The organism is Pseudomonas sp. Irchel 3E19 (genome assembly GCF_900187585.1).
In the GTDB taxonomy this organism is placed as follows: domain Bacteria; phylum Pseudomonadota; class Gammaproteobacteria; order Pseudomonadales; family Pseudomonadaceae; genus Aquipseudomonas; species Aquipseudomonas baetica.
In genome coordinates this window covers 56299-82071 of the sequence record NZ_FYDT01000023.1, presented here as the reverse complement: position 1 = coordinate 82071, position 25773 = coordinate 56299, and the positions used below count along the sequence as shown (strand labels likewise).

At 58.8% G+C, this 25773-nt stretch carries 25 protein-coding genes and 2 pseudogenes; 10 read left to right on the top strand and 17 right to left on the bottom strand.

The features are described from left to right. Positions 1–11: 11 nt before the first annotated feature. From cysK to CKW18_RS16150, 7 genes and pseudogenes are all read right to left on the bottom strand, one after another. Positions 12–968: a cysteine synthase A gene (gene cysK / locus CKW18_RS16180; protein ID WP_095189708.1), complete on the bottom strand. Its 957-nt coding sequence runs from the start codon at positions 966–968 to the stop codon at positions 12–14. Continuing rightward, a complete protein-coding gene (gene dapF, locus CKW18_RS16175; protein WP_256586984.1) occupies positions 955–1812 on the bottom strand; it encodes a diaminopimelate epimerase in 858 nt (285 codons plus the stop codon). Before dapF ends, cysK begins: the two co-directional genes overlap by 14 nt. Further along, positions 1805–2644, bottom strand: a complete 840-nt coding sequence (locus CKW18_RS16170; RefSeq protein ID WP_095189707.1) for an arginase family protein — start codon at positions 2642–2644, stop codon at positions 1805–1807. The genes dapF and CKW18_RS16170 overlap by 8 nt, the downstream gene beginning before the upstream one ends. Next, complete coding sequence (locus tag CKW18_RS16165) at positions 2644–3423, bottom strand: YqcI/YcgG family protein (protein ID WP_095189706.1); 780 nt, start codon at positions 3421–3423, stop codon at positions 2644–2646. Before CKW18_RS16165 ends, CKW18_RS16170 begins: the two co-directional genes overlap by 1 nt. Positions 3424–3632: 209 nt before the next feature. After that, positions 3633–4826: pseudogene (locus CKW18_RS16160) on the bottom strand (pyridoxal phosphate-dependent aminotransferase); the annotation flags it as partial. Between the two features lie 47 nt (positions 4827–4873). Continuing rightward, on the bottom strand, positions 4874–6085 hold the full coding sequence (locus tag CKW18_RS16155) for an MFS transporter (protein WP_095189704.1): 1212 nt from the start codon (positions 6083–6085) through the stop codon (positions 4874–4876). Next, the gene (locus CKW18_RS16150; protein WP_095189703.1) at positions 6082–7623 is read right to left on the bottom strand and encodes an FAD/NAD(P)-binding protein; all 1542 of its coding nucleotides are present in this window, start codon (positions 7621–7623) and stop codon (positions 6082–6084) included. Before CKW18_RS16150 ends, CKW18_RS16155 begins: the two co-directional genes overlap by 4 nt. Positions 7624–7811: 188 nt before the next feature. On the opposite strand from CKW18_RS16150, the gene CKW18_RS16145 reads away from it, so the two are divergent. Next, entirely contained in the window at positions 7812–9275 is a 1464-nt protein-coding gene (locus CKW18_RS16145; protein WP_170947267.1) for a PLP-dependent aminotransferase family protein, read from the top strand. A 130-nt stretch (positions 9276–9405) separates the two neighbouring features. Here the strand turns inward: CKW18_RS16145 and CKW18_RS16140 are convergent. From CKW18_RS16140 to CKW18_RS16130, 3 genes and pseudogenes are all read right to left on the bottom strand, one after another. Then, positions 9406–10407, bottom strand: a pseudogene (locus CKW18_RS16140) (chitinase); the annotation flags it as partial. Between the two features lie 42 nt (positions 10408–10449). After that, the gene (locus CKW18_RS16135; protein ID WP_095189700.1) at positions 10450–11085 is read right to left on the bottom strand and encodes a lytic polysaccharide monooxygenase auxiliary activity family 9 protein; all 636 of its coding nucleotides are present in this window, start codon (positions 11083–11085) and stop codon (positions 10450–10452) included. A 222-nt stretch (positions 11086–11307) separates the two neighbouring features. After that, complete coding sequence (locus tag CKW18_RS16130) at positions 11308–11745, bottom strand: hemerythrin domain-containing protein (protein WP_095189699.1); 438 nt, start codon at positions 11743–11745, stop codon at positions 11308–11310. Between the two features lie 149 nt (positions 11746–11894). Here CKW18_RS16130 and CKW18_RS16125 point away from each other — a divergent pair, with 149 nt between their 5' ends. Then, complete coding sequence (locus tag CKW18_RS16125; protein ID WP_095189698.1) at positions 11895–12320, top strand: N-acetyltransferase; 426 nt, start codon at positions 11895–11897, stop codon at positions 12318–12320. 99 nt (positions 12321–12419) lie between these two features. Here the strand turns inward: CKW18_RS16125 and CKW18_RS16120 are convergent, their stop codons facing one another. Continuing rightward, on the bottom strand, positions 12420–12770 hold the full coding sequence (locus tag CKW18_RS16120; protein WP_095189697.1) for a hypothetical protein: 351 nt from the start codon (positions 12768–12770) through the stop codon (positions 12420–12422). A 134-nt stretch (positions 12771–12904) separates the two neighbouring features. Between CKW18_RS16120 and CKW18_RS16115 the strand changes: the two genes are divergently transcribed. The 8 genes from CKW18_RS16115 to CKW18_RS16080 all read left to right on the top strand — a co-directional run bounded on the left by CKW18_RS16115 (position 12905) and on the right by CKW18_RS16080 (position 17636). Continuing rightward, on the top strand, positions 12905–13234 hold the full coding sequence (locus CKW18_RS16115; RefSeq protein ID WP_095189729.1) for a DUF6388 family protein: 330 nt from the start codon (positions 12905–12907) through the stop codon (positions 13232–13234). A gap of 25 nt (positions 13235–13259) precedes the next feature. Then, positions 13260–13964, top strand: a complete 705-nt coding sequence (locus CKW18_RS16110) for a YoaK family protein (protein ID WP_095189696.1) — start codon at positions 13260–13262, stop codon at positions 13962–13964. Positions 13965–14169: 205 nt separating this feature from the next. Then, on the top strand, positions 14170–14562 hold the full coding sequence (gene tusD / locus CKW18_RS16105; RefSeq protein ID WP_095189728.1) for a sulfurtransferase complex subunit TusD: 393 nt from the start codon (positions 14170–14172) through the stop codon (positions 14560–14562). A gap of 1 nt (position 14563) precedes the next feature. Continuing rightward, on the top strand, positions 14564–14920 hold the full coding sequence (gene tusC / locus CKW18_RS16100) for a sulfurtransferase complex subunit TusC (RefSeq protein ID WP_095189695.1): 357 nt from the start codon (positions 14564–14566) through the stop codon (positions 14918–14920). Beyond that, positions 14920–15213 carry a sulfurtransferase complex subunit TusB gene (tusB, locus tag CKW18_RS16095; protein ID WP_095189694.1) on the top strand — a complete coding sequence of 98 codons (294 nt, stop codon included), beginning with the start codon at positions 14920–14922 and terminating at the stop codon, positions 15211–15213. The genes tusC and tusB overlap by 1 nt, the downstream gene beginning before the upstream one ends. Then, positions 15210–15545, top strand: coding sequence for a TusE/DsrC/DsvC family sulfur relay protein (locus CKW18_RS16090; protein ID WP_095189693.1), 336 nt, complete (start codon positions 15210–15212; stop codon positions 15543–15545). The genes tusB and CKW18_RS16090 overlap by 4 nt, the downstream gene beginning before the upstream one ends. Next, on the top strand, positions 15542–16543 hold the full coding sequence (locus CKW18_RS16085; protein ID WP_095189692.1) for a glycosyl transferase family protein: 1002 nt from the start codon (positions 15542–15544) through the stop codon (positions 16541–16543). Before CKW18_RS16090 ends, CKW18_RS16085 begins: the two co-directional genes overlap by 4 nt. 91 nt (positions 16544–16634) lie before the next feature. Continuing rightward, the gene (locus tag CKW18_RS16080) at positions 16635–17636 is read left to right on the top strand and encodes a glutathione S-transferase family protein (RefSeq protein WP_095189691.1); all 1002 of its coding nucleotides are present in this window, start codon (positions 16635–16637) and stop codon (positions 17634–17636) included. Positions 17637–17752: 116 nt separating this feature from the next. On the opposite strand, the gene cysG is transcribed toward CKW18_RS16080, so the two are convergent. The 6 genes from cysG to CKW18_RS16045 form a co-directional block, all read right to left on the bottom strand. Next, positions 17753–19147: a siroheme synthase CysG gene (gene cysG / locus CKW18_RS16070; RefSeq protein ID WP_095189689.1), complete on the bottom strand. Its 1395-nt coding sequence runs from the start codon at positions 19145–19147 to the stop codon at positions 17753–17755. Beyond that, positions 19148–20428, bottom strand: a complete 1281-nt coding sequence (gene serS / locus CKW18_RS16065) for a serine--tRNA ligase (protein WP_095189688.1) — start codon at positions 20426–20428, stop codon at positions 19148–19150. It abuts the gene before it with no gap. A 15-nt stretch (positions 20429–20443) separates the two neighbouring features. Then, positions 20444–20818, bottom strand: coding sequence for a fluoride efflux transporter CrcB (gene crcB, locus CKW18_RS16060; protein WP_095189687.1), 375 nt, complete (start codon positions 20816–20818; stop codon positions 20444–20446). Beyond that, a complete protein-coding gene (locus tag CKW18_RS16055) occupies positions 20818–22140 on the bottom strand; it encodes a replication-associated recombination protein A (RefSeq protein ID WP_095189686.1) in 1323 nt (440 codons plus the stop codon). Before CKW18_RS16055 ends, crcB begins: the two co-directional genes overlap by 1 nt. A 152-nt stretch (positions 22141–22292) precedes the next feature. After that, on the bottom strand, positions 22293–22913 hold the full coding sequence (lolA, locus tag CKW18_RS16050; RefSeq protein ID WP_095189685.1) for an outer membrane lipoprotein chaperone LolA: 621 nt from the start codon (positions 22911–22913) through the stop codon (positions 22293–22295). 66 nt (positions 22914–22979) lie between these two features. Next, positions 22980–25388 carry a DNA translocase FtsK gene (locus CKW18_RS16045; RefSeq protein WP_095189684.1) on the bottom strand — a complete coding sequence of 803 codons (2409 nt, stop codon included), beginning with the start codon at positions 25386–25388 and terminating at the stop codon, positions 22980–22982. Between the last annotated feature and the right edge of the window lie 385 nt (positions 25389–25773).

Genomic DNA, 25773 nt, shown 5'->3' with positions numbered 1-25773 from the left:
GCCTGTTACGGCTAGAGCGACTGCAACCAGTCATCGTCGGAATCTTCGGCGATGCCTTCCATCAGGAAGGTCGAGAGATAACGTTCACCGGTATCCGGCAGCATGGCCAGCAGCACTGAACCGGCCGCTGCGGTTTCGGCAACCTTCAACGCTGCGGCGACCGAGGCGCCCGAGGAAATGCCGACGAAGATCCCCTCCTCCCTGGCCAGACGCTGCGAAGTGTCGCGCGCATCGTACTCGTTCACGGTCAGGACTTTATCGATGACAGTCTTGTCCATGATGGTCGGCGTGAAGTTGGGCGCGAGCCCCTGGATCTGGTGCACGCCCCATGTGCCGCCCGACAGCAACGCGGCATTTTCCGGTTCTGCGGCAACGATCTGCACGGCAGGTCGCGCAACTCGCAGCATCTGGCCAACGCCGGTCAGGGTGCCGCTGGTGCCGAAACCAGTGACAAAGTAATGCAGGCATTTACCGGCAAAATCACCGAGGATTTCGGTGGCGGTGGTTTCACGGTGATAGGAAGGGTTGGCCGGGTTATCGAATTGTCGGGATCTGAACCAGCCAAACTTGTGCGCCAGTTCATCGGCAATCTGGTTGCCGCCGCTGCTGCCCAGGTGAGCAGGAAACAGCAGAACCTTGCCGCCATAGGCACGAATCAGCTTGCGCCGTTCGATCGAGTAACTGTCGGACATGATCGCCACAAAATTATAGCCACGCGCCGCGGCAACCATCGCCAGCGCAATGCCGACATTGCCGGAAGTGCATTCGGCGATCGTATCGCCAGGCTTCAAGAGGCCCCTGGCTTCGGCGTCGAGTACCACAGCCAGCGCCAGTCGGTCCTTGACCGAACCACCGGGGTTGAACGACTCGACCTTCACATAAATGCTGACGTGTTCCGGGGCGAGCCTTTGCAGCTTGACGATTGGCGTACGGCCGATCGTGTCCAGAATGCTTTCATACAACGGCATGAGCGAGTTCTCCATCAAATACGAATTCAGCAGGGCCAGAGAGGTACATCGCGGACAAGCCACGCTCCCAGGTGACTTCAAGGGTTCCGCCGGGCAGTTCGACCTCGACCGAACTGTCGACCCGCCCGGCCCGCGCCAACACCGCGACCGCCGCGCAGGCACCGCTGCCGCAGGCCAGCGTTTCGCCAGCGCCGAATTCGTAGACCTTGAGTTTTATCCTGTTCCGGGATTGCAACTGCACGAATCCGACATTGACTTCAGGGGAGAAATACCCAGAGTTTTGCAGGGCACTACCGACAGCAGGAATCTCATACTGATTGCGCTCGGCCTCGATCACCGCGTGCGGGTTGCCCATTGATACCGCCGAACACTCCAGGTGTTGCCCGGCGAGTTCGAGCTGATAAGCCGACTGCGCTTTGTCGAAGCCGAACACCGGGATGGCGTCGGGCGAGAAATTCGGCGCGCCCATGCTGATCTGATAGTTGCCGTCCTCCATGACCCGGACCTTGTGGGTACCGGAAGGACTGTCGAGGGTGAACTCGGACGCATCCGTCAGGCCTGCCCGAACCAGCCATGCGGCGACACACCGCGCGCCGTTGCCGCATTGCCGGGAGGACTCGCCCTGCGCCGTCCAGATATCGAACGAGGCAACGGACGATGGATTGCGCGCGGCCTTGACACCCAGGACCATATCGGCGCCGATACCTTTATGGCGGTTAGCCAGGTATTTGCACAATTCGCGCGACGGATCCTGCGCATCACGCAGATCCAGAATGATCATGTCATTGCCCGCACCGTGCATCTTGCTGAAACGCAGCCGGGCAGCATCAGCCGGTTTATGCATGGCACACACTCGCCTCAAGACACGCTTTGGACAGGATCGGGTCAACGATATCGATGATGCAGCGGGTCGCGCGCTGTGCCGTCGCCGCATCGCAGGATGCATTGAACTCGGCGATTTCCAGGCCGACGATCTGCTCGAGCGGAATCGCTCCCAGGATCGCCGCGAGCTGTTGCGGCAGCAGACCTCCGGGCACTGCGTAATCGGCGGGCACGTAGCCAGGCTCAAGCGAATCCCAATCGATGTGCACCCAGACCTGTGATTGGCCGATAGCGCTGCGCACGGCTTCAGCCGTTGCCTGCTGCGGGGAAAGCGTGCGCACATTATTGGCGCTCAGCAGACGCTGCTCTTGCCCGTCGATGTCGCGCGCGCCGACCAGAATGACGTTCTGCGCACGGATGCCGGCGCCACAGCCGCTGTCCCAGAGACCACATAATGCAGACACCACCATCCCGCCCAGGTAGCCCGTGTCCGTGGTCGTCGGGATATTGAAGTCACCATGGGCATCGATCCACACCAGGCAAAGGTCCGGGTAATGTCTCGCCACCGCAGGTACGCTGCCCAGGCTGGCCGGGCACGTTCCGTTGATGACCACCGTGAGTTGCTGCTCCTCTACCGCACAGGCCACGGCGCGATGCAGTGCGTCGATCTGCTCACGTCCCGCCGGCAGACTGACTGTCCAGTCATCGGCAGCCGGCTCGCACCGGCCATCACCGATATACAGCGGCACCACACCATACCTGGCTTCAAGTGCCGACGCGGCCTTCAAGGCACCGACGCGGGTAAATGCCGTGCGGTCTGCCACTCTGCCGTTGGATACAATCAACTTGAACATCAGGCTTCCTCTTTATTTTCATGGCTGGAATGTTTGAATGGACAAACATCCGTGCGCTCTGCATTTTCTTCAATCAAACCGTATTGCCACCACTCTTTGGCGCCAGATCCAAAACCGCCCAATTGCAAGGCGTGGGGCACCGAATCATATTTAAGGATGCGTTTGCGGATATTGGCGCGAACATTACGTCCGCCCACGGTATCGCCGGCAAATACATCGAAGCGTTCACGCGGGTTAATCACCAGTGCAAATCTGGAGCCCAGGTTTCTGCTCTTGCGTACTGTGTGTGCGGGAGAACTCATATTCACAAACAGTTGCATTCCAGCAAAGCACATCGACCAGAACGGTGACTCCGGGTCGACATCGACGCTGTCCGGCCAGGGGCTTTCATCCAGCCAGTGCAGGCTCTGCAGCACCCCCCACCCGGCGGCTTGATACTCCTGCGCAGTACTGGCCGATATCGCGTCCTTTGAAAAGAACACGATCAGCGGATAAGCGTCTTCGATTGAACCACTCCATGTTCTGGAAAGCGTTACATACTCTTTCAAGCCTTCAGCCAGTTTCGCCAGCCCCTGGGCATCCAAAGCGTCGACAAATACAAACTTGATCGAAGACTTCTTGAATGCGTTCTTGGAAAAGATGCAGGGAAAGTCGGAACCTGCCCCAAGTCGCTCTTCCAGCTCACTCAAGGCCTCTTTCTCCCAACGGCTTCCATGATGATTAACCTCATCTTGAGAAAGCATGACCCGATAAGAAACCTGCGCATCAAAGTTCCGCATACCCATTCCTTTATGCTGCACAACTTAGAGAGTTGGCCGAGCGTGGCATCCAGCCGTCTGGCACTTTGCGCTGTCACACCTGCCACGAACTTACGTCTGGCATGACAACTTGCTTGTTTGATCTGCGTTTGGATTCAGAAGACTGGCCACAGGTGCCGGGCGTTATTCGACATTCGGCGAACGCTCAGGTTGTTGACCGACTTGCTGCTGATGAATCGATGAATCCGCGCCATGGCGTCTTCGATGTCCGGCAATGCCGGCAACGTGACCACGCGAAAATGGTCGGGAGCGGGCCAGTTGAACGCGGTGCCCTGGACGACCAGCAGCCTTTCCGACATCAAAAGCTCGAGGACAAACTTCTCGTCATCCTTGATCGGGCAAACTTTCGGATCGAGCCTTGGAAACGCGTACAGCGCGCCCATCGGCTTGACGCAACTGACGCCAGGAATAGCGTTGAGCAGTTCATGCACCCGGTTGCGCTGTTCGAGCAGGCGCCCCTGAGGCAAGACCAGGTCATTGATACTCTGGTAACCCCCCAGCGCGGTCTGGATTGCATGCTGTGCCGGAACGTTGGCGCACAGGCGCATGTTCGCCAGCATGTCGATGCCTTCGATGTAGCCGGCGGCATGCTGTCTGGGCCCGGAAATCACCAGCCAGCCGGAGCGAAACCCGGCCACCCGGTACGACTTGGACAACCCGTTGAAGGTCAGGCACAGCAGGTCCGGCGCCAGCGACGCGGTGCTGATGTGCACAGCCTCGTCGTAGAGAATCTTGTCGTAGATCTCGTCGGAGAACACCACCAGATTGTGCTGGCGCGCGATCTCCAGCATTCCCAGCAGCACGTCTCGCGGGTACACCGCACCGGTGGGATTGTTGGGGTTGATGATGACCAGAGCTCGGGTGTTGGGGGTGATTTTGGCCCGCATGTCATCGAGGTCCGGCCACCAGTCCTGCTGTTCGTCGCACATGTAGTGCACCGCATTACCGCCGGCAAGACTCACCGCGGCGGTCCACAACGGATAATCCGGTGCAGGCACCAGTACTTCATCGCGATTGTTCAGCAGCGCCTGCAGTGACATCACAATGAGCTCGGAGACGCCATTGCCCAGGTAGATATCGTCGACGCCGACGCCCTCGATCTGCTTCTGCTGACAGTACTGCATGACTGCCTTGCGTGCGCTGAACAAGCCTTTGGAGTCACTGTAACCTTGCGCCGTGGGCAAATTACGAATCACATCCTGGAGTATCTCCTCGGGCGCCTCGAAACCGAAGGGAGCCGGATTGCCGATGTTCAGCTTGAGAATGCGCTGGCCGTCCTCCTCCATCTTTTTGGCCTGTTCCAGTGCCGGGCCACGAATGTCATAACACACACTGTTCAACTTCAGCGATTTCAGATACTGCACGACTACACTTCCTTGTTTTTTTTATCAGGGTCGCAGCAACAGCAATCTCAACTCCGAGAGACTGCCTTCAACTGTTTTTCCGGGGACTTCGACAGTGCCTGCGACATATTCAGGAAAACGAATAACACGACAATCGGAATGGCGATAAACAGTGCCAGGCCACGAACGCCCAGTTCAGAAAAGGAACTGACCAGCCAACCGTAACCGGCCCCCGCAGCCATCTGGAAAAAGAAAAACTGCCCGGAGGAAATACCGATATCGCGGCTGACACTCTTCAATAGCCCGGCCTGAGTCGCGGGAATCACCATCCCGACCGACAACAGAATGAACACCATTGGAATCAGCAGCGCCGGCAGCCCACTGCCAAACATCGACAACAGAATGCCCAGCAAAATGCACCCGGCCATGCCTACTCTGCTTCCAAGCAGCAGGATCTCGTTCAACTCCCACCTGGCGCTCAAGACTCGCGCCAGCGTACTGCCAATCACATAACCGACGGCGCACAGGGAGATCACCGCGCCGTAACCCAGGCTGGACAGGCCCAGTTCCGTCTGCAGCGCATAAGTCGAACAGGACAGGAACACGAAGTAACTCATCCACACCAGACTGATGCCGGCAGCGTATGCCAGATAATCCGCATTTCTGAAGTTGTCGGCATAAACAGCAATGATGCTGCGTCCCGTCGAATCCGATGCCCCCGGAGAGGTGTCGACCTGCCAGAAAAGCACCAATGCCGCGAGATTGAAGATCCCCACACCGCCCATCATCCAGCGCCATCCTATCGAAGGTAACAGCATGCCGCCGAGCAACGGTGCGATACATGGCGTGAGTGCGATCGCCGAGGCAAGGGTGGTGAGAATTCGCAGTCGTTTGCTTTCCGGATAATCCGATTTCACGATCAGTCTGGTCGTTACGGTTCCCACACAACCTCCCAGGGCCTGCATGAAACGCGCAACCGCAAACAGGTAAAAGGAGTCCGAGAGCGCTGCAAGCAGGCACCCGGCAGCACAAATCAGCAACCCCGAAATCTGTACGCGACGGGCTCCGATACGATCGGCAAGAATACCTGCCAATACCACCGACAACGCATACCCGATCATGTAAACAACGAACGTTTCCTGAATCGCCTCATGAGGGACTCGAAACTCCTCAGCCAGTTTTGCCACGGTGGGGGTCATCAGGCCGAGTCCGAGCTGCGGCACGATGACAGCCGCCAATAAAGCTGCAGGCAACAGGATGACGGGGCTGCTGGACTTCACGCAGAAAGCTCCTTGAGGTATTGATCAGTAGTCAGCAAATGCGGCAGGACCCGGTCGATCTGACGTGTGATCATGGCCAGTGAGCTGGTGTAGTAGTGGTTACCGGCAGCCAGTTGGCCCAGGGCATAAATAGCGTCGCTGGCTTTGCCACTGCGGTCGATTACCTTGTGCGAGCCGAATGACACGTGCAGCCCACCAAACGGATGGTGCTGAGCGACGCCATTGTTGACCATCGAGGACACCAGCTCGGTACCTGTCTGCCCGACACCACCCGTTTCAGATCGCGTGGCGTTGATCACCCAGTCGGAATGACAAGCGCCTGCCTGGTAATTCAGGACAAAACCGCCACCGGGGCTCAGTTCCACGCCCTTCAGGCCAGGACGAATCACCAGGTGCCCGGATTCGAGCATATTGCGCAATTTGTTGGCCGTCGCCGGAGGCATCGGGTTGCACAGGCTCATGAAAATCGAATGATAGTTGGCCATGTAATAACTGCGATCGCCCGCACTCAGGCTATCCCAGGCCAGCTCGACGTAGTCGTTGGCAATATCAATCAGAATGGACAGCCACTTTTCACCGCGGGTCGACGCTTGAAGATGGCGCTCCAGCCGCTCGAAAGGCAGTTGACCAGGCGCCAGTTCAGCCTTGAGCTTCTCCAGATCCACCCCTTGGGCAGTCAGTTCGAAGGTGATCAGGCCAAGCCATTTCGACCAGGAGATCATCCCTGCTTCATCACGCAGCTCTTCGATACGTTCGCGGGTGATGACCTTGTAAGTGAAGTCGTGATGCGGCATGCGCACCGCTGGCAGCAAAGCATTGCGCGACAGCATGACGATCTTCCCACGGTGTCCCTGGGCATTCAGGGCCAGGACCGCATCGACAGCTGAGAGGCTGGAACCAATGATCGCCACCTGATCGTCGCCGCCAATCGCGGAAAATTTGGTCCACATCGGATACGGATTGCCGATGTAGTTCTGGGAACAGGCCAACGAGAAGATATCCGCCGGCTCAGCGGTACCTATGCACAGAATCACACGGTCAAATACTTGCTGCGGCCCGTTTTCCACACCGACGACCGCTTTGTCATCGTGCATCGTCAAGCTGGTGACCTTTTGCCCGATCACCCGAATCGGACGCTTCAGGTCGCGCGCCAGCGCCACTTGCTCGGCAAAACAATCAGACAAGTACTCGCCAAAATAGTGACGGGGCAAGAAATCAAGTTGCGCCAATGCACTTCCATATTTATGAGTGACCCACCCTACAAAGTGCCGGGGATCATCACTTTTCACGGACATGAATCGGGCCTGGCGATTAATCAATCCATAATCACCATCGTTTTGATAAGCGCGACCTGGACCGATTTTCTTGTCAGGCTCAAAAAGGGTAATTGCAACATCCATACTTTTCAGCTTTACGTCTCGCTGCAACGCATCAATTACACTAATCGCTGTTGCCCCCCCTCCGACTATCGCAATCTTTAGTTGCGGCTCGCGATGATTAGTCTTATTGAGTGTTGACAGTTTTTCAAAAGCAGTCATTGCCGTCGATATCCCTATACCAATCCAGTTTCTCTTGACCCCAATGACTCGCGCGCCACCCCTCAACGCGTTAGCTTGAGCGGCGTTGAGCGTATTTGTATGCCGCGATAAGATGAAGATCCATTAAATGGATTTTGGTGTGTACCACTATGACCAGAGGTAAGCGGCCAGTTGGCCTCGACCTAGTCTTGCCGTTCGAATTGACTGAACATTCGCTGTCCACCAAACATCAGCTTTTGTGCCGTTTCCTTGAACACCTGATCAGTTCCGGTCGACTCCAATCCGGCGAAGCGCTGCCCTCCACGCGCACGCTTGCGCAAAGATGGGGAGTTTCACGAGGGACCCTGGAAACAGTTTTCGATCAATTACGCGAAGAAGGTTTCATCATTCGCAAGCAGGGTGCCGGCTCGGTTGTCTGTGCGACATTGCCGGACGACATGATCGCGGCAGCCAGAACGAAGGAACTGCAAGTCGAACTTGATACTCACCGGTCATCTGATTCACCGGCGTCCATCACTTATTTACAGCCGTATGTTCCGTTTATTGCCAGACTGGCCGATCCGGGATTGCTAGAAGAAAAAGATCTAAAGTCGTTATGCACACCATCCGCCAAAGACCTCGCCACCGCAGTATCGGCCTCATCACTTGGGGGTGACGAGAACTTGCGCAAGTCCATTTGCGACCATATCCAGATCTACCGGGGGATTGACTGCTCACCTCAAGACATCGTGATTACCCATGGCATCAGACACTGCCTCGACCTTATCAGCCGGGTATTGGGAAAAGAGGCAGTCGTCGCCATGGAGGATCCCGGCTATTACTGGGCAAGGCGGATATTCAATTGCTCCAGCAACACAATCATCGATATTCCAGTGGACGATGCAGGTCTGATCGTTGAAGCGCTGTCACCAGCCAGTCAAGTTCAGGCCATTTATGTCACGCCCTCTCATCAGGCGCCTTTGGGCGTCTGCATGAGCATGGAGCGCCGCAAGGCCCTGCTGGCCTGGGCGACCGCCGCGAATGCGATCATCATCGAGGACGACTACGACAGCGAGTACAACTATGGCAGTGCGCCCTTGCCCGCCATCAAATCAATAGATACACACGACCGGGTGATTTTCTGCGGCAGCTTCAATAAAACCCTGTTCAGCAACTTTCGTCTGGGCTTCATGGTTATTCCCAAACATTTGCAGAAGAAAGTCATCAACCTCATCGAAGACACCGGCCAAACGCCAGGCATACTGGGTCAGCTCGCACTCAACCAGTTTCTCTGCACCGGAAAATATGTACGACATTTGCGCATCTCGCGACAGACGTATCAACATCGACGAGATTTGCTGATCTCAAAGCTGCGAGAAAACCCTGATCTGCACATTTCTGGCGAGCAATCCGGATTACATTTTGTGCTCCGGTTACCGGCAGATATTGATGAAAGAGAATTCTGCACACGGGCTGCCCTTTTCAACCTTTGCCTGCAACCGGTCTGCGCATTCACCAGCAGTCACGCGGTCAAACCCGGCGTTCTGATTGGCTACGCGGCGCTTACAGATTCACAGATCAACCAGGCAGCTGCCAGCTTGCTGGATCTCATCAAGTCATTCACTCAATGTACCGAGCACGCCCAATCGGATAAACAACCCGCCCCGCTATGACTCACATCCGAGCCTTGCTTGCCTGGCCCACGCAAAAAAGCCCGGCAGCGCTACCGGGCTTCTTTATGTGCGACTAACGAGCGACGCGCGACAACGCGTCATCCGTTTCCTGCGCCGCTGTTCGGGCGCCATGAATCAGCGGCCCATAACGCCGACTGAACTCCCAGTTGTACGGCACACCGTCCTTGCTGACGCCGTTGTCCCAGTTGACCGACCACGTCATCAGGCCCTTGATCGGATGACCCTTGATCGCTAACCGTTTGAGCGCATTGCCCACCACAGTCTTGTCGATCACATAACCGGTGGCGGCTGCATCGACGTTGGCCGGCAGACCGATGACGAACTTTTCGGCGGCAATCCGGGTGAAACCCCGCGTGCCCGTCACCAGACTTTCCGTCAGGTAGTAGAGGAAATCCTCTTTCAGCGCATCGTTGTTCTGCGCGATCCACGCGCCGGCGCCGTTGTTGGCCTCCGGCACCCAGACCCCGTCGCCACCCTGGTTATAGAACTGCGGGGCGATGAAGTCGTAGTAGCCTTCCAGCGCTTGCAGGTAATCGACGTACTTGCCGTTGCTGGTGAGGTACGGAAACTCCGGGGCCATGCTGATGATGAAGTGCTTGCCTTCGCCGGCGTAGTGATCCTTGACCAGTTTCAGCGCGGCTGGCAGAACGGTCTTGTTGGCAGCGAAATCAATCGCGCTCTGTTCAAGATCGATGTCCAGCCCATCAAAGCCGTAGGTCTCCACCAGACGGATGATTTCGTTGGCCAGCGGCTGTTCCTGCCCGCTGCGCAGTTCGATGTGCGCATCGGCTCCGCCAAGGGAGATCAGCACCGCCCGCCCCTGACTGTTGAGCACGCCGACCTGACGGCGGAACTCGGCATCCGAAACGTTGAACGGCTTGAAGGTCGGAACTCCGCTGCCCTTCATGAAGGCCACGGCGACCACGTTGTATTCCTTGGGCACATCCTCCAGCGCGATGCTGGCAAACCGGCCCTGCCGATAGCCATCACTCTGTCCTGCCGGCCAGTTGTGCCAGAAGCCCATGAGGATCTTTTTACCGGCAATGCTTGGCATCAGCGACGCCGCATCAGTTGCCGGGTTTTGCATTAAAGAGAAGTCGATTTTTGACATGTTCTAATCCTTCAGAACCTGTGGGTTTGGCGCGTTGCTCCGTTATTTGAAGTCGACGTCGAAGGCCTGATAGAAGGCATTGCCGGTGTTGGCGACGATCCACATCAGCACGATGACGTGATGCCCCTTCTTGTTCGCCGGAAGTTTCACCGAATGGTTGACCTTGGCCTTCAGCTCCGCCGAATGGCTGTAATAAGGCACCTGAGTGTAGAAGTCCTCGAAGAACGGTTGCGCTTCCAGTTGCGCACGGCTGATGCGCTGTTTCGGGTCCCAGCCATCCTTGGTAATCAGCCAGCGATAGCCACGGGTGGTGTGCGGCGCGGTGTATTCCCATTTGACCTCGAGGGTCTGGCCCGCGGTGACATTGAGCAGCGGCCAAGAGAACGGACGCCCGAGCTTCTTGCTCAGCTCTTCATCAGTGAAGTTCACGCAATCACGCGGATCGGTCTTGCCGCCGCTGAGGATGTAGCCGTCAGCCGGCGGCGCGACACTGGCAGAGTCGGTTTCGTAGGGCGCCGGAAACGGCCCGGCCGCCAGTGCCGGGAAGTTCTTGCCGCCTTCCATTTCATTGACCTGCCAGGCACCGAGCAATCCTTGCTCGATGGCGACCGCACCGCGGCTCGCCGGGGAGACGACGCGACCGTGTCGCAGTTGGGTTTGTGGTTGTGGTTGATTCATGGTTTTCACTCCGTTGATTTAAGAACTCTCCTTTCCGAGGAGAGGTCTTCACGCTAACGGAGGGGGATTTTTTGTCCATCGGCGGTTTTGTCGCAGCCAGGATGGACACAATGGGTCAAACACCGAAAATACTGGATATAAACACAGTACATTGTGGCGATTCCTACTCAACGCATAGCCAAAGGCGTACAGGTCGACGTCACTAAGTCGCGCATCGGCGACTCACGGCAATTGAGCCTGGAACTCCTTTTCGTACGCTCCGGCTAGCTGCTCTTTCTGTTTTTCGTTGAGCAACTTGCCGGCCATCTGGAAGAACTTCTGCTCTTCTTCCTTGAGGTGGTGATGGACCTTGTCCGAGAGCTTTTTCGCAGTGGCCAGCCACGCCGGGCTCGACATCTCGGTCTCATCCAGCTCCTCCATCATCTCGTCCATCTCGTGGTGTTCGGAAATGGCGTGACGGCTGAGATCGACGCCGTTATCGAATTCCATCAACGGAATGTAGAAGTGGCGTTCTTCGGCGGTTTCGTGGGCTTGCAGTTCGGCTTTGAGCTGTTTGTAGGCCTCGACGCGCTCCGGCGTATCGCCGCTGGTCTCGATCAGGGCTTTGGCGTAGGTGCGCTGGCGGTCATGGCTTTCGCGAAGAGCTTCGAAAATGTTCATGGGGTGTCCTCATCAACCGCGTTCTGGAATGACGCTGTAAAAAGCTAGACCGCAGCGCGAGCGCGGCGGTTCCACCGAGTTACAGAGGGGCTTGGAGGACGCCCCCTGCACAGGATAGGCTGCGGGTTCTCACCACAAGGAAGTCATGCATGAACTTGCGTATCGAGTTGTCGCACAACCCCACCGACGAACAACGCCAAGCCATACTCTTGCCCCTGATTGCGTATAACGATGCCAAAACGGGCGGCTCAAAGTCAGAACCGTTCGCCCTCATGGTGCGCGATGACCACGACGCAATCCTTGGCGGCTTGTATGGTCGTGTGATTTTTCAGTGGATGTTCATTGAGTTGCTGTCAGTGCCCGAACAGAGCCGGGGACGGGGCATTGGCTCGGAACTGATGGCCATGGCCGAAGCGTTGGCCAGAGAGAAGAATTGCCTGGGCATGTGGCTGGACACCTTCGACTTTCAGGCGCCTGGGTTTTACCAGAAGCTGGGGTTCAGCCAGTTTGGCGAGATCGTCGATTATCCGCCGGGGCACAAGCGGCATTTTTTCCAGAAGCGCTTGAGGGATTGAATTTGACGGCCCCTTCGCGAGCAAGCTCGCTCCCACCTTGAAATGCATTGCTGTGGGAGCGAGCCTGCTCGCGAAGACGCAAGCCGCCTCAACACATCATCAAAGGCAAGTCGCCAACGCCGCCAAACGACGCTTGGCCACGAAATCGTCCTTCTGCGCGTAATAACTCAACGCCGTGCCCGACGCCTGCGTGCTGACATCGACAAACGACTCCGCCGAACGCGTATACACCGTCGAACCGCCCGTCTTGCCCGGTTGCAGATAAGCCCCGGCATCCACGCCGAACACCGCTTCGTCCTGCCACGCGAATTGCACGCACTGGGCGACGACTTTCTCAGGCTTGTCCGAGGTCAGGGTTTTGTAGGGAGTTTTAGTGCGAGCATCGTCCATCACCGAACCCGCGCAACCGGCCAGCACCGTCGCGGCCAGCGCCACCATCAGAATTCGCATTGCATTGGCTCATTCAGAAAAAAGCGGACTGTATCACCGCAGCAGCAGTAATCGTTCTGCTTTACTGCATTTATAGCGCGACACGCGCAGGCCGCTGCGGCAACCTAAGGTCATCAGCCTCACAAGGAAAACCCATGGCGCCTACCGATCAGCGACATGAACACGCTCTGAAACTGTTTCTCGATCAACGCCCCGAATTGCGCGAAACGCTTGATCATCTCAATCCGCTGTTGGCCCAAGCCAAGGGTGAAACCCAGGCGCAGTATCGCGAAGAACGCCTGCACGAAGCCTTTGAGGAGGAGGCAGAAAGCCTCGGGTTGTTTGCTTGGGAACTGACTTTGAAACTGACGGCCGATTCGCCTGAGGAATATCAGGCCCAGCGTCTTGAGGTGCACCGCGAAGTAGCGGAAATGGCCGGCATGGAGTGGCTGGAGTATTGCGACCTGTATGGAATAAAACCGTAACCGCCGCTCAAGGAAACAATTGACGATGCTGCCTTCCGCCTCGACTCACCGCGCCAGTCCCGGCCATCTGCACACGCAGAAATGGCGTGGCCGCGTGGGGCTGGCGCTGGTGGCCAGCCTGTCGGTGCTGGCCGGAATGACCGACGCCGTCGGTTTCATGGCCAGCGGCGACTTCGTCTCGTTCATGAGTGGCAACACCACGCGGCTGGCAGTAGCGATCAGTGATGGCGATCTCGGGCTGACCGTGCGTCTGGTGATTCTTGTCGCGACTTTTATTGTCGGCAATGCCCTGGGCGTGCTTGTCGCGCGCCTCGGCGGACGACGGGCGCTGCCGCTGCTGCTGTGCATCGCCACCCTGCTCTGCGCCGCGGCAGCCTGGCCGTTTGACTCGCAACTGCCGGCACTGCTGGCGGCGATCATCGCCATGGGCATGCTCAATGCGTCGGTCGAAGAGGTGAATGGTCTGCCGGTCGGGCTGACCTATGTCACCGGGGCGTTGTCGCGGTTTGGTCGTGGACTGGGCCGGTGGATGCTGGGCGAGCGGCGCAGCGGCTGGCGCGTGCAACTGGTGCCGTGGAGCGGGATGTTCATCGGCGCGATTCTTGGCGCGGTGCTGGAACACCATTTGGGGCTCAAGGCGATGTTCGTCAGTGGTGTGCTGGCGGCGATAATCGGGCTGCTCTCTCTGAAAATCCCCCGGCGCTGGCAACTCGGCTACATGCCTCGCTGAAAACACGATACCCCTGCAGGAGCTGCGGCACGCTCGGGCCGCGATCGGACGATCTTTTGATCTTGTTTTTAAAAAGCAAAATCAAAAGATCGCAGCCTCGTTTCACTCGACAGCTCCTACAGGGTTATGTACGTACGCAACTTGGGTTTCGCGGCTGCCTCGATAAAGCTTTATCATGGCCGCAGTTTTGCTGACCGAGTCCGTCATGAAGTTTGCCATCGCGCTGTGTTCCGCCGCTCATGCGCCCTCCTCGCGCCGTGCCCTGCTGTTTGCGCAGGCTGCACTGGCCGGTGGGCATGAGATTGTCCGGCTGTTTTTCTATCAGGACGGCGTCTACAACGCCTCCGATGCGGTAGTTACGCCGCAAGACGAACTGGACTTGCCCAAGCAATGGCGCGCTTTCATCAGCGAGCAGAACCTCGACGCCGTGGTGTGCATCGCTGCTGCCCTGCGCCGTGGTGTGTTGAATGACGAAGAAGCCAAGCGCTATCAGCGTGACGCCGTGTCCGTCAGCGCACCGTGGGAATTGTCCGGCCTCGGCCAGTTGCATGACGCGGTGCAAGACGCCGACCGCCTGATCTGTTTCGGAGGCGCGTGAAATGGCCAGATCCCTGTTGATCATCAGCCGCCAATCGCCATGGTCCGGCCCCGGCGCCCGCGAAGCGCTGGACATCGTACTGGCCGGCGGTGCCTTCGATCTGCCGATCGGTCTGCTGTTTCTCGATGACGGCGTGCTGCAACTGGCCGCCGGGCAAAATGCCAAGGCCCTGCAACAGAAAGACCTGAGTGCCAACCTGCAAGCGCTGCCGATGTTCGGTGTTGAAGAGCTGTTCTACTGTGCCGACAGCGCCTCCAGCCGTGGCCTGAACACGCTGTCGCTGGACGAAGCGCAACCGCTCGCCGCCGAGCAAATCACCGCCCTTATTGACCGTTACGACCAGGTGATCACCCTCTGATGTCGACTTTGCATGTGTTGTCTCATTCCCCGTTCGGCGACGATCGCCTGACCAGTTGCCTGCGCGTGATCGGCAGTGCCGACGCCTTGCTGCTCTGTGGCGACGCGGTATATGCCTTGCAACCGGGCACCGCGCCGTTCGCCGCGCTGCAAACCGGACAGGTAAAACTGTTCGTGTTGGCGGAAGATGCACAAGCCCGCGCCGTAGAGACTCCAGACTGGGCCCAAGCCATCGACTATCCGGCCTTTGTCGAACTGTCGATCCACCACGACAAGGTCAACAGCTGGCTATGAACTCCATGACCGTCGGCGCCCGCGCCATCGAACTGGATAAGGATGGCTTTCTGGTCGACCTCAGCGACTGGTCACGCGAGGTCGCCAGCGCCCTCGCCGTCGCTGAAGGCATCGAGCTGACCCCGGAACACTGGGAAGTCCTCGAACTGCTGCGCAGCTTCTATGCAGAATTCCAGCTGTCGCCGGCGACCCGGCCGCTGATCAAGTACACCGCGCTGAAACTTGGCCCCGAAAAAGGCAATAGCCTGCACCTGAACCGACTGTTCAAAGGCACCCCTGCCAAACTCGCCGCAAAACTGGCGGGCCTGCCCAAACCGACGAATTGCTTATGACTGAATATCCAGCGCTGACCCTCGAAACACCTGCCGAGCACCCGTTCGCTCAGTTCGTACGGATTCTTGGCAAGGGCAAGCGCGGAGCGCGCGATCTGACCCGCGAAGAAGCTCGCGAAGCCATGGGCATGGTGCTCGACGACAAGGTCGAAGACACCCAGCTCGGCGCGTTTCTGATGTTGCTGCGGCATAAAGAAGAAAGCGCCGAAGAAATGGCCGGTTTCACCGAGGCCCTGCGCGAGCGGTTGCAGGCGCCAGCGCTGAACGTCGACCTGGACTGGCCGACCTACGCCGGCAAGAAACGCCATTTGCCTTGGTATCTGCTGGCAGCCAAGTGCCTGGCGCAGAACGGCGTACGCATCTTCATGCATGGCGGCGGCGCACACACCGCCGGGCGGTTGTACACCGAGCAACTGCTGGGCGAGCTGAGCATCCCGTTGTGCCGTAACTGGCAGCAGGTCGGCACAGCGCTGAATAACGGCGGTCTGGCGTTCATGCCGCTGATGGATTGGGCGCCGCAGTTGCAAAAGATGATCGACCTGCGTAACACCATGGGCTTGCGTTCGCCGATCCACTCGCTGGCGCGAATTCTCAATCCGCTGCGCGCGCGTTGCGGTCTGCAAAGCATTTTCCACCCTGGCTATCAGGCCGTGCATCGCGATGCCAGCGGTTTGCTCGGCGACACGGCGATTGTGGTCAAGGGCGATGGCGGCGAAATCGAGATCAACCCGGATGCCGACAGCCATCTCTATGGCACCAGCGGCGGCGAGAGCTGGGACGAGGAATGGCCGCAATTGTCAGCCCAGCGCCACGTCAAACCGGCCTCGCTGGATGTTGAGCATTTGAAAGCGGTGTGGCGCGGCGAAGTGGTCGACAGCTACCCGCAAATGGCCTTGATCTCGACGATGGCGTTGGCGCTGCGAGGCCTTGGCCAAAGCCGCGACCAAGCGTTCGACACCGCCGAGCAGTATTGGGCCGCACGAGACAAATCGATTTAACCGATCATTCACGCCCGATCTTTGCGCTTTTTGTTCGAACTCATGCGAATAGACTCGACTCCAACGCTTATTGGTTTCAGGAGTCTTGAACATGGGTTTATTAGTCGATGGCCACTGGCAGGACAAGTGGTACGAGAGCAGCAAGGACGGCGCGTTCCAGCGCGAACAGGCGCAACGACGCAACTGGGTCACCGCCGACGGCCAGCCTGGCCCGAGCGGTGAAGGCGGTTTTGCCGCCGAAGCCGGGCGCTATCACCTCTACGTTTCGCTCGCCTGTCCATGGGCGCATCGCACGCTGATCCTGCGCAAACTCAAAGGTCTGGAACGTCTGATCGACGTTTCGGTGGTCAGTTGGTTGATGCTGGAAAACGGCTGGACCTTCGACACGACGCTCGGCTCCACCGGCGACAAGCTCGACCACTTCGATTTCATGCACCAGCGCTACACCGCCGACACGCCCGACTACACCGGTCGCGTCACCGTACCGGTGCTGTGGGACAAAAAGCTAAAGCGCATTGTCAGCAACGAATCGGCGGAGATCATCCGCATGTTCAACAGCGCGTTCGATGATCTGACTGGCAATGATCTGGACTTCTACCCGGCTGCGCTGCGTGGCGAGATCGATGCTCTGAATGAACGGATTTACCCGGCGGTGAACAATGGCGTGTATCGCGCCGGGTTCGCGACGTCGCAACAGGCTTATGAAGAAGCGTTCGACGAGGTGTTTGCCGAACTCGATCACTTGGAGCGGGGGCTGGGTGCCAACCGTTATCTGAGTGGTGAATACCTGACTGAAGCGGATATTCGCCTGTTCACCACGATGATTCGCTTCGACGCCGTGTATCACGGGCACTTCAAGTGCAACCTGCGGCGGATTGCCGATTACCCGAATCTGTCGAACTGGTTGCGTGAGTTGTATCAGTGGCCGGGGATTGCCGAGACGGTGGATTTCCAGCACATCAAAAATCACTACTATGGCAGCCACAAGACCATCAATCCGACGGGGGTTGTGCCGAAGGGGCCGGAGCAGGATTTCACTGTGGCGCATGATCGGACGCGGTTGGCTGGGAAAGGGATTTGGCGCCGGGGCTGAGTTACTCAGCGTTTTTGAAGGCCTCTTCGCGAGCAGGCTCGCTCCCACAGGGGATTTGTGAATGACACAGATCCAATGTGGGAGCGAGCCTGCTCGCGAATGGGGCAACTCGGTTCTCAGACCTGCGCCTGAGCCCCTTCGAACCACGCCAGCTTCTCGCGCAGTTGCACCACTTCGCCAACGATCACCAGTGTCGGCGCATGCACTTCATGCTCCGCCACCATCTTCGGCAAATCGGCCAGCGTGCCGGTGAAGACCCGCTGGTTGACCGTGGTGCCCTGCTGAATCAACGCCGCCGGGGTATCCGCCGCACGACCATGCTTGATCAACTGCTCGCAGATCACCGGCAATCCGACCAGGCCCATGTAGAACACCAGCGTCTGCGCCGGAGAGACGAGGTCGGCCCATGGCAGATCGGTGGAACCGTCCTTCAAGTGCCCGGTGACAAAGCGCACTGACTGCGCGTAATCACGATGAGTCAGCGGAATCCCGGCATACGCCGCACAACCGCTCGCCGCCGTGATGCCTGGCACCACCTGGAAGGGAATGCCGTGGGCAGCCAGCTCTTCGATCTCTTCGCCGCCACGGCCGAAGATAAACGGATCACCGCCCTTCAAGCGCACCACACGCTTGCCGGCCTTGGCCAGATCGACCAGTTGCTGGTTGATCTGATCCTGCGGCACCGCATGCTCAGCGCGACGCTTGCCGACGTAAACCCGCTCGGCATCGCGACGGCACAGATCAAGAATGGCCGGCGCGACCAAACGGTCGTACAGCACCACATCGGCCTGCTGCATCAGACGCAGCGCACGGAAGGTCAGCAGATCCGGGTCACCCGGCCCTGCTCCCACCAGATACACCTCACCCGTGGTGATGTCGGCTTCGCCATCAATCTTCGCCTGCAACAGGCGCTCAGCTTCGGCGCCCTGCCCGGCCAGTTGCCGATCGGCAATCGGCCCTTGAAACACGTCTTCCCAAAAACCGCGACGCTGCTGCACATCCGGAAACAGGCTTTTCACCTGATTACGGAAACGCGCGGCGAGACCGGCCAGTTGGCCGTAGGTCGAGGGAATCCAGGTTTCGATCTTGGCGCGAATCAATCGCGCCAGCACCGGCGCATCGCCGCCGCTGGAGATCGCGACGATCAGTGGCGAGCGATCGACGATCGCCGGGAAGATCACGCTGCACAGGGCAGGTGCGTCGACCACGTTGACCGGCACACAACGCCGATGGGCGTCGGTGGAAACTTGTGCGTTAAGCGTTTCGTCGTCGGTGGCGGCGATGATCAGCACGCAACCGTCCATATCCGCCTCAACGTAACCGCGCAACAGGCACTCGCCATCACTGGCGACAACCAACTCACGCAGTTGCGTTTCGATTTCAGGTGCGACCACCCGCAGCAGCGCACCGGCATCGGCCAGCAGGCGGGATTTGCGCAAGGCAATTTCCCCCCCACCGACGACCAACACACGACTGCCGCGCAGGTTGTGAAACAGCGGCAGATATTTCATTTAGCCGATAACCTCAAGGCCACCCATGTACGGCTTCAGCACGTCCGGCACACGGATCGAACCGTCGGCCTGCTGGTAGTTTTCCAGCACCGCAACCAAGGTACGACCGACCGCCAGGCCGGAACCGTTCAAGGTGTGTACCAGCTCAGGCTTGCCGGTTTCCGGGTTACGGAAGCGCGCCTGCATACGGCGGGCCTGGAAGTCGCCGCAGTTGGAGCACGACGAGATTTCACGGTATTTGTCCTGGCTCGGGATCCACACTTCGAGGTCGTAAGTCTTGACCGCGCCGAAGCCCATGTCACCGGTACACAGCGCCAGGGTGCGGTAAGGCAGGCCAAGCAGTTGCAGAACTTTTTCGGCGTTGGCGGTCAGGCCTTCCAGCGCTTCCATCGAGGTCGACGGCTCAACGATCTGGACCATTTCAACCTTGTCGAACTGGTGCTGACGGATCATGCCGCGAGTGTCACGACCCGACGCGCCGGCTTCACTGCGAAAGCACGGCGTGTGAGCAACGAACTTGATCGGCAGCAGTTTCGAATCGACGATTTCGCCAGCGACGATGTTGGTCAGCGACACTTCGGCGGTCGGGATCAGGTACAGATCGGCTTCGCCTTCGCGAGCGATCTTGAACAGGTCTTCTTCGAACTTGGGCAGTTGACCGGTGCCTTGCAGCGCCGGGGCCTGAACCAGATAAGGCGTGTACGCCTCTTCGTAGCCGTGTTCGTTGACGTGCAGGTTGATCATGAACTGCGCCAGTGCGCGGTGCAGACGGGCGATCGGGCCACGCAACAGGGCGAAACGCGCGCCGGACAGTTTGGCGGCGGTTTCAAAGTCCAGCCAGCCGAACTTCTCGCCCAGCGCCACGTGGTCTTTCACTTCGAAGTCGAACGCGGTCGGCGTGCCCCAGCGGCGCACTTCAACGTTGTCGTCTTCGTCCTTGCCGACCGGAACGGATTCGTGTGGCAGGTTCGGGATACCGAGCAGGATCGAGTCCAGTTCAGTCTGGATTGCGTCCAGCTCGACTTTACCGGCGCTCAACTCGCCCGCCATGCGCTCGACGTCCGCCATCAGCGGCGCGATGTCTTCGCCGCGCTGCTTGGCCTGACCGATGGATTTGGAACGCGCGTTACGCTCAGCCTGCAGTGCTTCGGTGCGGGTCTGGACGGTCTTGCGCTGTTCTTCCAGCGCTTCGATGCGCGCGGTATCCAGGGCAAAGCCACGGGAAGCCAGGCGGTCCGCTACGTCCTGAAGGTTGCTACGTAACAGTTTAGAATCGAGCATGTCGGTTTCTCGTTATCAAAGTTTGGTCAAGGACAGGCCGGCCCACGTCGCGAGCAGCCCGCCGAATACGCTGAGTGCCGCATAGCCGAGGGCCAGCAACACTTGCCCGCTTTCCAGCAGGCGCACCGTATCCAGTGAAAAGGATGAAAAAGTCGTCAGCCCCCCGAGGAAGCCGACCATCAACCCGGCACGCACCTCGATCGGCACTTCCGGGCGTATCAAAAACAGGCCGTACAACACGCCAATCAGCAGACAGCCCACGATATTAACGGCCAGCGTCGCGGTATAGAAGTGCCGCGGCCAATTGGCGTTGACCCAATTGCCGGTAGCGAAGCGCAACAAGGTGCCGGCAACCCCGCCGGCGGAGACCGCAATGATCAATGGAAGCACTATTTTCTCCGTTGCCGAGGGCTTAAACGATCAAGTTGAGCGAGGTGGTTGAGCTTCTCGCCGATCTTCAATTCCAGGCCTCGCGGTACTGGCTGGTAGAACGAGATCGGGTCGAGCTCTTCCGGGAAATAGTCTTCGCCGGCGGCGTAGGCGTCCGGCTCGTCGTGGGCGTAGCGGTACTCGTCGCCGTAACCCAATTGTTTCATCAGTTTGGTCGGCGCGTTGCGCAGGTGCAGCGGCACCTCCAGCGAGCCGTTTTCCGCGGCGGCGCGCAAAGCGCTCTTGAAGCCCATGTACACCGCGTTGCTTTTCGGCGCGCAGGCCAGATAGGTGATGGCCTGCGCCACGGCCAACTCGCCTTCCGGGCTGCCGAGGCGCTCCTGCACTTCCCACGCCGCCAGGCACAGGCTCAGCGCGCGCGGGTCGGCGTTGCCGATGTCTTCGCTGGCCATGCGCACCACGCGCCGGGCCAGGTACAGCGGATCGCAACCGCCGTCGATCATCCGTGCGAACCAGTACAACGCGCCATCGGGGTTGGAGCCGCGTACCGATTTGTGCAGCGCGGAGATCTGGTCGTAGAACGCTTCACCGCCCTTGTCGAAACGCCGGCGCGTGTCGCCGAGCAGACTTTGCAGCAGCTCGGTGCCGATCTCGCTGTCGTCTTCGGCCAGATCGGAGGCGTTTTCCAACAGATTGAGCAGGCGCCGGCCATCGCCATCGGCGGCGGACAGCAGCATCTGGAAGCCTTCGTCGTTCAGCGTCAGGTTGCGCTTGCCCAGACCGCGCTCTTCGGTGAGCGCGCGGTGCACCAATTTGCGCAGCGCTGCTTCGTCGAGACTTTTCAGCACGTAGACGCGCGCCCGCGACAACAGCGCGTTGTTCAGTTCGAACGAAGGGTTTTCGGTAGTGGCGCCGATGAAGATCAGCGTGCCGTCTTCGACATACGGCAGGAACGCGTCCTGCTGGGATTTGTTGAAACGGTGCACTTCATCGACGAACAAAATGGTGCGCTTGCCGTACTGGCCGGCCTGCTGCTTGGCGATTTCAACGGCCTGACGGATCTCTTTGACCCCGGCGAGGACCGCCGAGACCGTTTCGAAGTGTGCATCCGAGACTTCCGCAAGCAACCGCGCCAACGTGGTCTTGCCAACGCCCGGCGGGCCCCAGAAGATCATCGAATGCAGGGCACCCTGCTCCAGCGCCTCACGCAGAGGCTTGCCGCGAGCGAGCACGTGCTCCTGACCGACGTACTCATCCAGATTGGTCGCACGCAAACGCGCGGCCAGTGGCTGGGCAATCGGTGCACTGCGAAACAGATCCATCACGTAGCGTTGAAACCTCTATTTGAATCCGGTCGATCAGATGGCCGTTGTGGGAGCGGGCTTGCTCGCGAAAGCAATTTGTCATTCAACATTGAAGGTGACTGATATACCGCTTTCGCGAGCAGGCTCGCTCCCACAAGGGGTTTTGGAGCTTATTCCTGGATCACGTCGGCACCTTTGGGGATGTCGAACTTGAACTTCGACGCCGGCACGGCTTCGTTGGCCTTCACCCCGGTGAACAGGATGTTGGTGCGCTGGCCGACGCTGTCGATCAGTTGCATGTCATTAAGCAGACCGTTGCGGAACGACAGGCGCAGGTTGTCGAACAGGGTGTCCTTGGTTTTCGGCTTGAGGGTGAAGTCGATCACGCCGCCCGCCTCTTTCGCGCTGATGTCGAAGCTCTGGCTGATCTTCGACACGTCACCGGACAGCAGCAGCGCCGGGGTCTGGGTCAGACGCTCGTCGAGCTTCTTGATGGTCGCCTGTTCCAGATCCGGATCCCACAGGGTGACCTTTTTGCCATCGGAAACCATGGTCTGTTCGGCCGGCGCATTGGTGTGCCAGTAAAACAGGCCCGGACGCTGCAGGGTCATGTCGCCGGTGGTTTCCTGCAACTGAGTGCCGCTGCCGTCGAGGGTCAGCTGCGAGAAGTTTGCACTCAGGGTCTTGGATGTTTCCAGCAATTGGGTCAGACGAGCCACGTCCTTGTCATCGGCGTGGGCCGTGAATGTGGTCAGAGCCAGTACTGGCAGCAGCATGCGGATAAGACGCATGGGAGTCCTCTTGAATACTCGTGGGAGAGCGGCGGGACATCATTGTCCCGCCTGTTGCTTTTGGGCTCAGTCGCGTACCGGGCCAGGGGCCAGAACTTCACGCGAACCGTTGGTGTTCATTGATGTGACGACGCCGGCCATTTCCATGGCTTCGATCATCCGGGCGGCACGGTTGTAGCCGATTTTCAGCTTGCGCTGCACCGCGGAGATCGAGGCACGACGGCTTTCCAACACGAACTGTACGGCTTCGTCATACAGCGCATCGGCTTCCGGATCATCACCGTCACCGCCACCGCTGCTGCCTTCAAAACCACTGCCCGCCTCTTCGACACCGTTGAGGATGTCGTCGTTGTATTCCGGTGCGCCGCGCAGTTTCCACGCTTCGACCACACGGTGGACTTCATCGTCGGAAACGAACGCGCCGTGAACCCGGATCGGCAGGCTGGTGCCCGGCGGCATGTAGAGCATGTCACCGTGGCCGAGCAATTGTTCGGCGCCGCCCTGGTCGATGATGGTTCGCGAGTCGATCTTGCTCGACACCTGGAACGCCATACGGGTCGGAATGTTGGCCTTGATCAGACCAGTGATCACGTCCACCGACGGCCGCTGGGTCGCCAGGATCAAGTGAATACCGGCCGCACGCGCTTTCTGGGCGATACGGGCGATCAGTTCTTCAACCTTCTTGCCGACGATCATCATCATGTCGGCGAATTCGTCGACGACCACAACGATGGTTGGCAGCTTCTGCAACAGCGGCGCTTCGTCGTGAATGCTTTCGCGCTTGTACAGCGGATCGCTCAACGGCTCGCCGGCGTCCTGGGCTTCCTTGACCTTGGCGTTGAAGCCGGACAGGTTACGCACGCCCATCTTCGCCATCAGCTTGTAGCGACGCTCCATCTCGGCGACGCTCCAGCGCAGGGCATTGGCGGCATCCTTCATGTCGGTCACCACCGGGCACAGCAGGTGCGGAATGCCTTCGTAGATCGACAGTTCCAACATCTTCGGGTCGATCATGATCAGTTTGGCGTCTTCCGGGCCAGACTTGAACAGGATCGACAGGATCATGGCGTTCACACCCACCGACTTACCGGAACCGGTCGTACCGGCCACCAGCAAGTGCGGCATCTTCGCCAGGTCGGTGATCACCGGTTTGCCGCCGATGTCGTGGCCCAGGGCCAACGTGACCGGCGATTTGAAGTTGTCGTACTCAGGCGTCGACAGCACTTCGGAGAAGCGCACGATCTGCCGGTCTTCGTTCGGAATCTCGATACCGACCGTGGTCTTGCCCGGAATCACCTCGACCACCCGCACACTGGTCACGGCCAGGGAGCGCGCGAGATCTTTCGCGAGGTTGGCGATACGGCTGACTTTTACCCCGGCGGCAGGCTGGATTTCGTAACGGGTAATCACCGGGCCTGGGTGGATCGAATCCACCGTAACTTCGACGCCGAATTCCTTGAGCTTGATCTCCAGCAAGTGGCCGACCGCTGCCAGGGATTCCGGCGAGTAATTGAGTTGTTTCTTTTCCGCAGGATCGAGAATCGAGATCGGCGGCAAGGTGCCTTCCACCGCACTGTCGACGAACAGCGGCGCCTGCTTCTCTTTCTGCACACGCTTGCTCGGCTCGGGCGCCTTGGCCGGTGCCGGGGCGATGACCGGTGGCACTTGTTTCTCGCGGTCGGACATGTGCTTGCTCAGCGCCTGCTCACGTTCGATCAGGCGCTCCTTGACCTTGGCCTGCTCACGCTTGTCAGTGACGGTCGGGGCGACCACGTCGTGGACGCGATCATCGACTTCCCGCAGTTGCGCGACCAGTTGCTTGCGCTCGGTACGCGCCGACCACCAGCGATTGAGCGCGCCCTGGAACAGTTCGAACAGGTCGAGGGTGATCTTGCCGGTGATGTCCATCACCTTGAACCACGACAGGTCGGTGAACACCGTCAGGCCAAACAGGAACAGGGCAATGAACAGCAGCGTGCTGCCTTGAATGTTGAGCGCATTCTTGGCCAGATCGCCAAGGCTTTCACCCAGCGCACCACCGGCGCCAGCGGGCAGACCGGTGGCGGCGTGGAAATGGATATGTGCCAGCGCGGCACCCGACAGCACCAGAAACACCAGACCGATCAGGCGCCAGGAAAACAGCCAGCCGCTCCACTGCCACGGTTCGTGGCGCTGGCGGAAGATCTGATACGCCTTGACCGCCAGCAGCAACGGGAAGATATAAGCAAAGTAACCGAGCACCATGAACAGAATATCGGCGCTGTAGGAGCCCGCCGGGCCGCCGAAATTCTGTACGTCGTCGATCTTGCTGTTGTGGCTCCAGCCCGGATCGTCCTTGCCGTAGGTGAGCAAAGCCATCATCAGGAACAGGCACAAGGCGCCAATGGCGATCAATGCACCTTCCTTGAGCCGGTAGTGCAATTGCTGACGCCAGAGCGGAACGACTGTTTTTGGTGCTTCGGTGGATTTCTTCAAAACGCTACTTTTCCTGCGCCCGAGGCGCGTCCATCTATTGAATGACGATAAAAAACTGCCCAATCCAGGCAGGTAAAAAAATTGACGGGCACAACTGAGACTACTTTTAACACTGTGCTGCCGATTTTATAAATACCGCTATAAACACGACGCCCAGCGAATATTCTGTAACAGCCCGGCATTGTACGGGTTTGTACGTCTGATGCCATGCTTCAAAGCCCAGCATTGAGCATAGCCAAGCGCACACAACCTGCGAAGCAATTTGAGCATGCATTACCTTTTGTGACAAAGGCTTATGAGCTGTATTTGATGAACGTAGCGAAGCTGTTGATGACCGGTTGCAGGCCAGCCCGCAGCGCTCGCTTACGACCGCGTCGAGCTCGCC

Bases quoted from the DNA above. Each gene is read 5' to 3' on its own strand.
- cysK (WP_095189708.1), bottom strand. From the start codon at position 968: ATGCCGTTGTATGAAAGCATTCTGGACACGATCGGCCGTACGCCAATC.
- dapF (WP_256586984.1), bottom strand. From the start codon at position 1,812: ATGCATAAACCGGCTGATGCTGCCCGGCTGCGTTTCAGCAAGATGCAC.
- CKW18_RS16170 (WP_095189707.1), bottom strand. From the start codon at position 2,644: ATGTTCAAGTTGATTGTATCCAACGGCAGAGTGGCAGACCGCACGGCA.
- CKW18_RS16165 (WP_095189706.1), bottom strand. From the start codon at position 3,423: ATGCGGAACTTTGATGCGCAGGTTTCTTATCGGGTCATGCTTTCTCAA.
- CKW18_RS16150 (WP_095189703.1), bottom strand. From the start codon at position 7,623: ATGACTGCTTTTGAAAAACTGTCAACACTCAATAAGACTAATCATCGC.
- CKW18_RS16135 (WP_095189700.1), bottom strand. From the start codon at position 11,085: ATGAATCAACCACAACCACAAACCCAACTGCGACACGGTCGCGTCGTC.
- CKW18_RS16130 (WP_095189699.1), bottom strand. From the start codon at position 11,745: ATGAACATTTTCGAAGCTCTTCGCGAAAGCCATGACCGCCAGCGCACC.
- CKW18_RS16125 (WP_095189698.1), top strand. From the start codon at position 11,895: ATGAACTTGCGTATCGAGTTGTCGCACAACCCCACCGACGAACAACGC.
- CKW18_RS16120 (WP_095189697.1), bottom strand. From the start codon at position 12,770: ATGCGAATTCTGATGGTGGCGCTGGCCGCGACGGTGCTGGCCGGTTGC.
- CKW18_RS16115 (WP_095189729.1), top strand. From the start codon at position 12,905: ATGGCGCCTACCGATCAGCGACATGAACACGCTCTGAAACTGTTTCTC.
- CKW18_RS16110 (WP_095189696.1), top strand. From the start codon at position 13,260: ATGCTGCCTTCCGCCTCGACTCACCGCGCCAGTCCCGGCCATCTGCAC.
- tusD (WP_095189728.1), top strand. From the start codon at position 14,170: ATGAAGTTTGCCATCGCGCTGTGTTCCGCCGCTCATGCGCCCTCCTCG.
- tusC (WP_095189695.1), top strand. From the start codon at position 14,564: ATGGCCAGATCCCTGTTGATCATCAGCCGCCAATCGCCATGGTCCGGC.
- tusB (WP_095189694.1), top strand. From the start codon at position 14,920: ATGTCGACTTTGCATGTGTTGTCTCATTCCCCGTTCGGCGACGATCGC.
- CKW18_RS16090 (WP_095189693.1), top strand. From the start codon at position 15,210: ATGAACTCCATGACCGTCGGCGCCCGCGCCATCGAACTGGATAAGGAT.
- CKW18_RS16085 (WP_095189692.1), top strand. From the start codon at position 15,542: ATGACTGAATATCCAGCGCTGACCCTCGAAACACCTGCCGAGCACCCG.
- CKW18_RS16080 (WP_095189691.1), top strand. From the start codon at position 16,635: ATGGGTTTATTAGTCGATGGCCACTGGCAGGACAAGTGGTACGAGAGC.
- cysG (WP_095189689.1), bottom strand. From the start codon at position 19,147: ATGAAATATCTGCCGCTGTTTCACAACCTGCGCGGCAGTCGTGTGTTG.
- serS (WP_095189688.1), bottom strand. From the start codon at position 20,428: ATGCTCGATTCTAAACTGTTACGTAGCAACCTTCAGGACGTAGCGGAC.
- CKW18_RS16055 (WP_095189686.1), bottom strand. From the start codon at position 22,140: ATGGATCTGTTTCGCAGTGCACCGATTGCCCAGCCACTGGCCGCGCGT.
- lolA (WP_095189685.1), bottom strand. From the start codon at position 22,913: ATGCGTCTTATCCGCATGCTGCTGCCAGTACTGGCTCTGACCACATTC.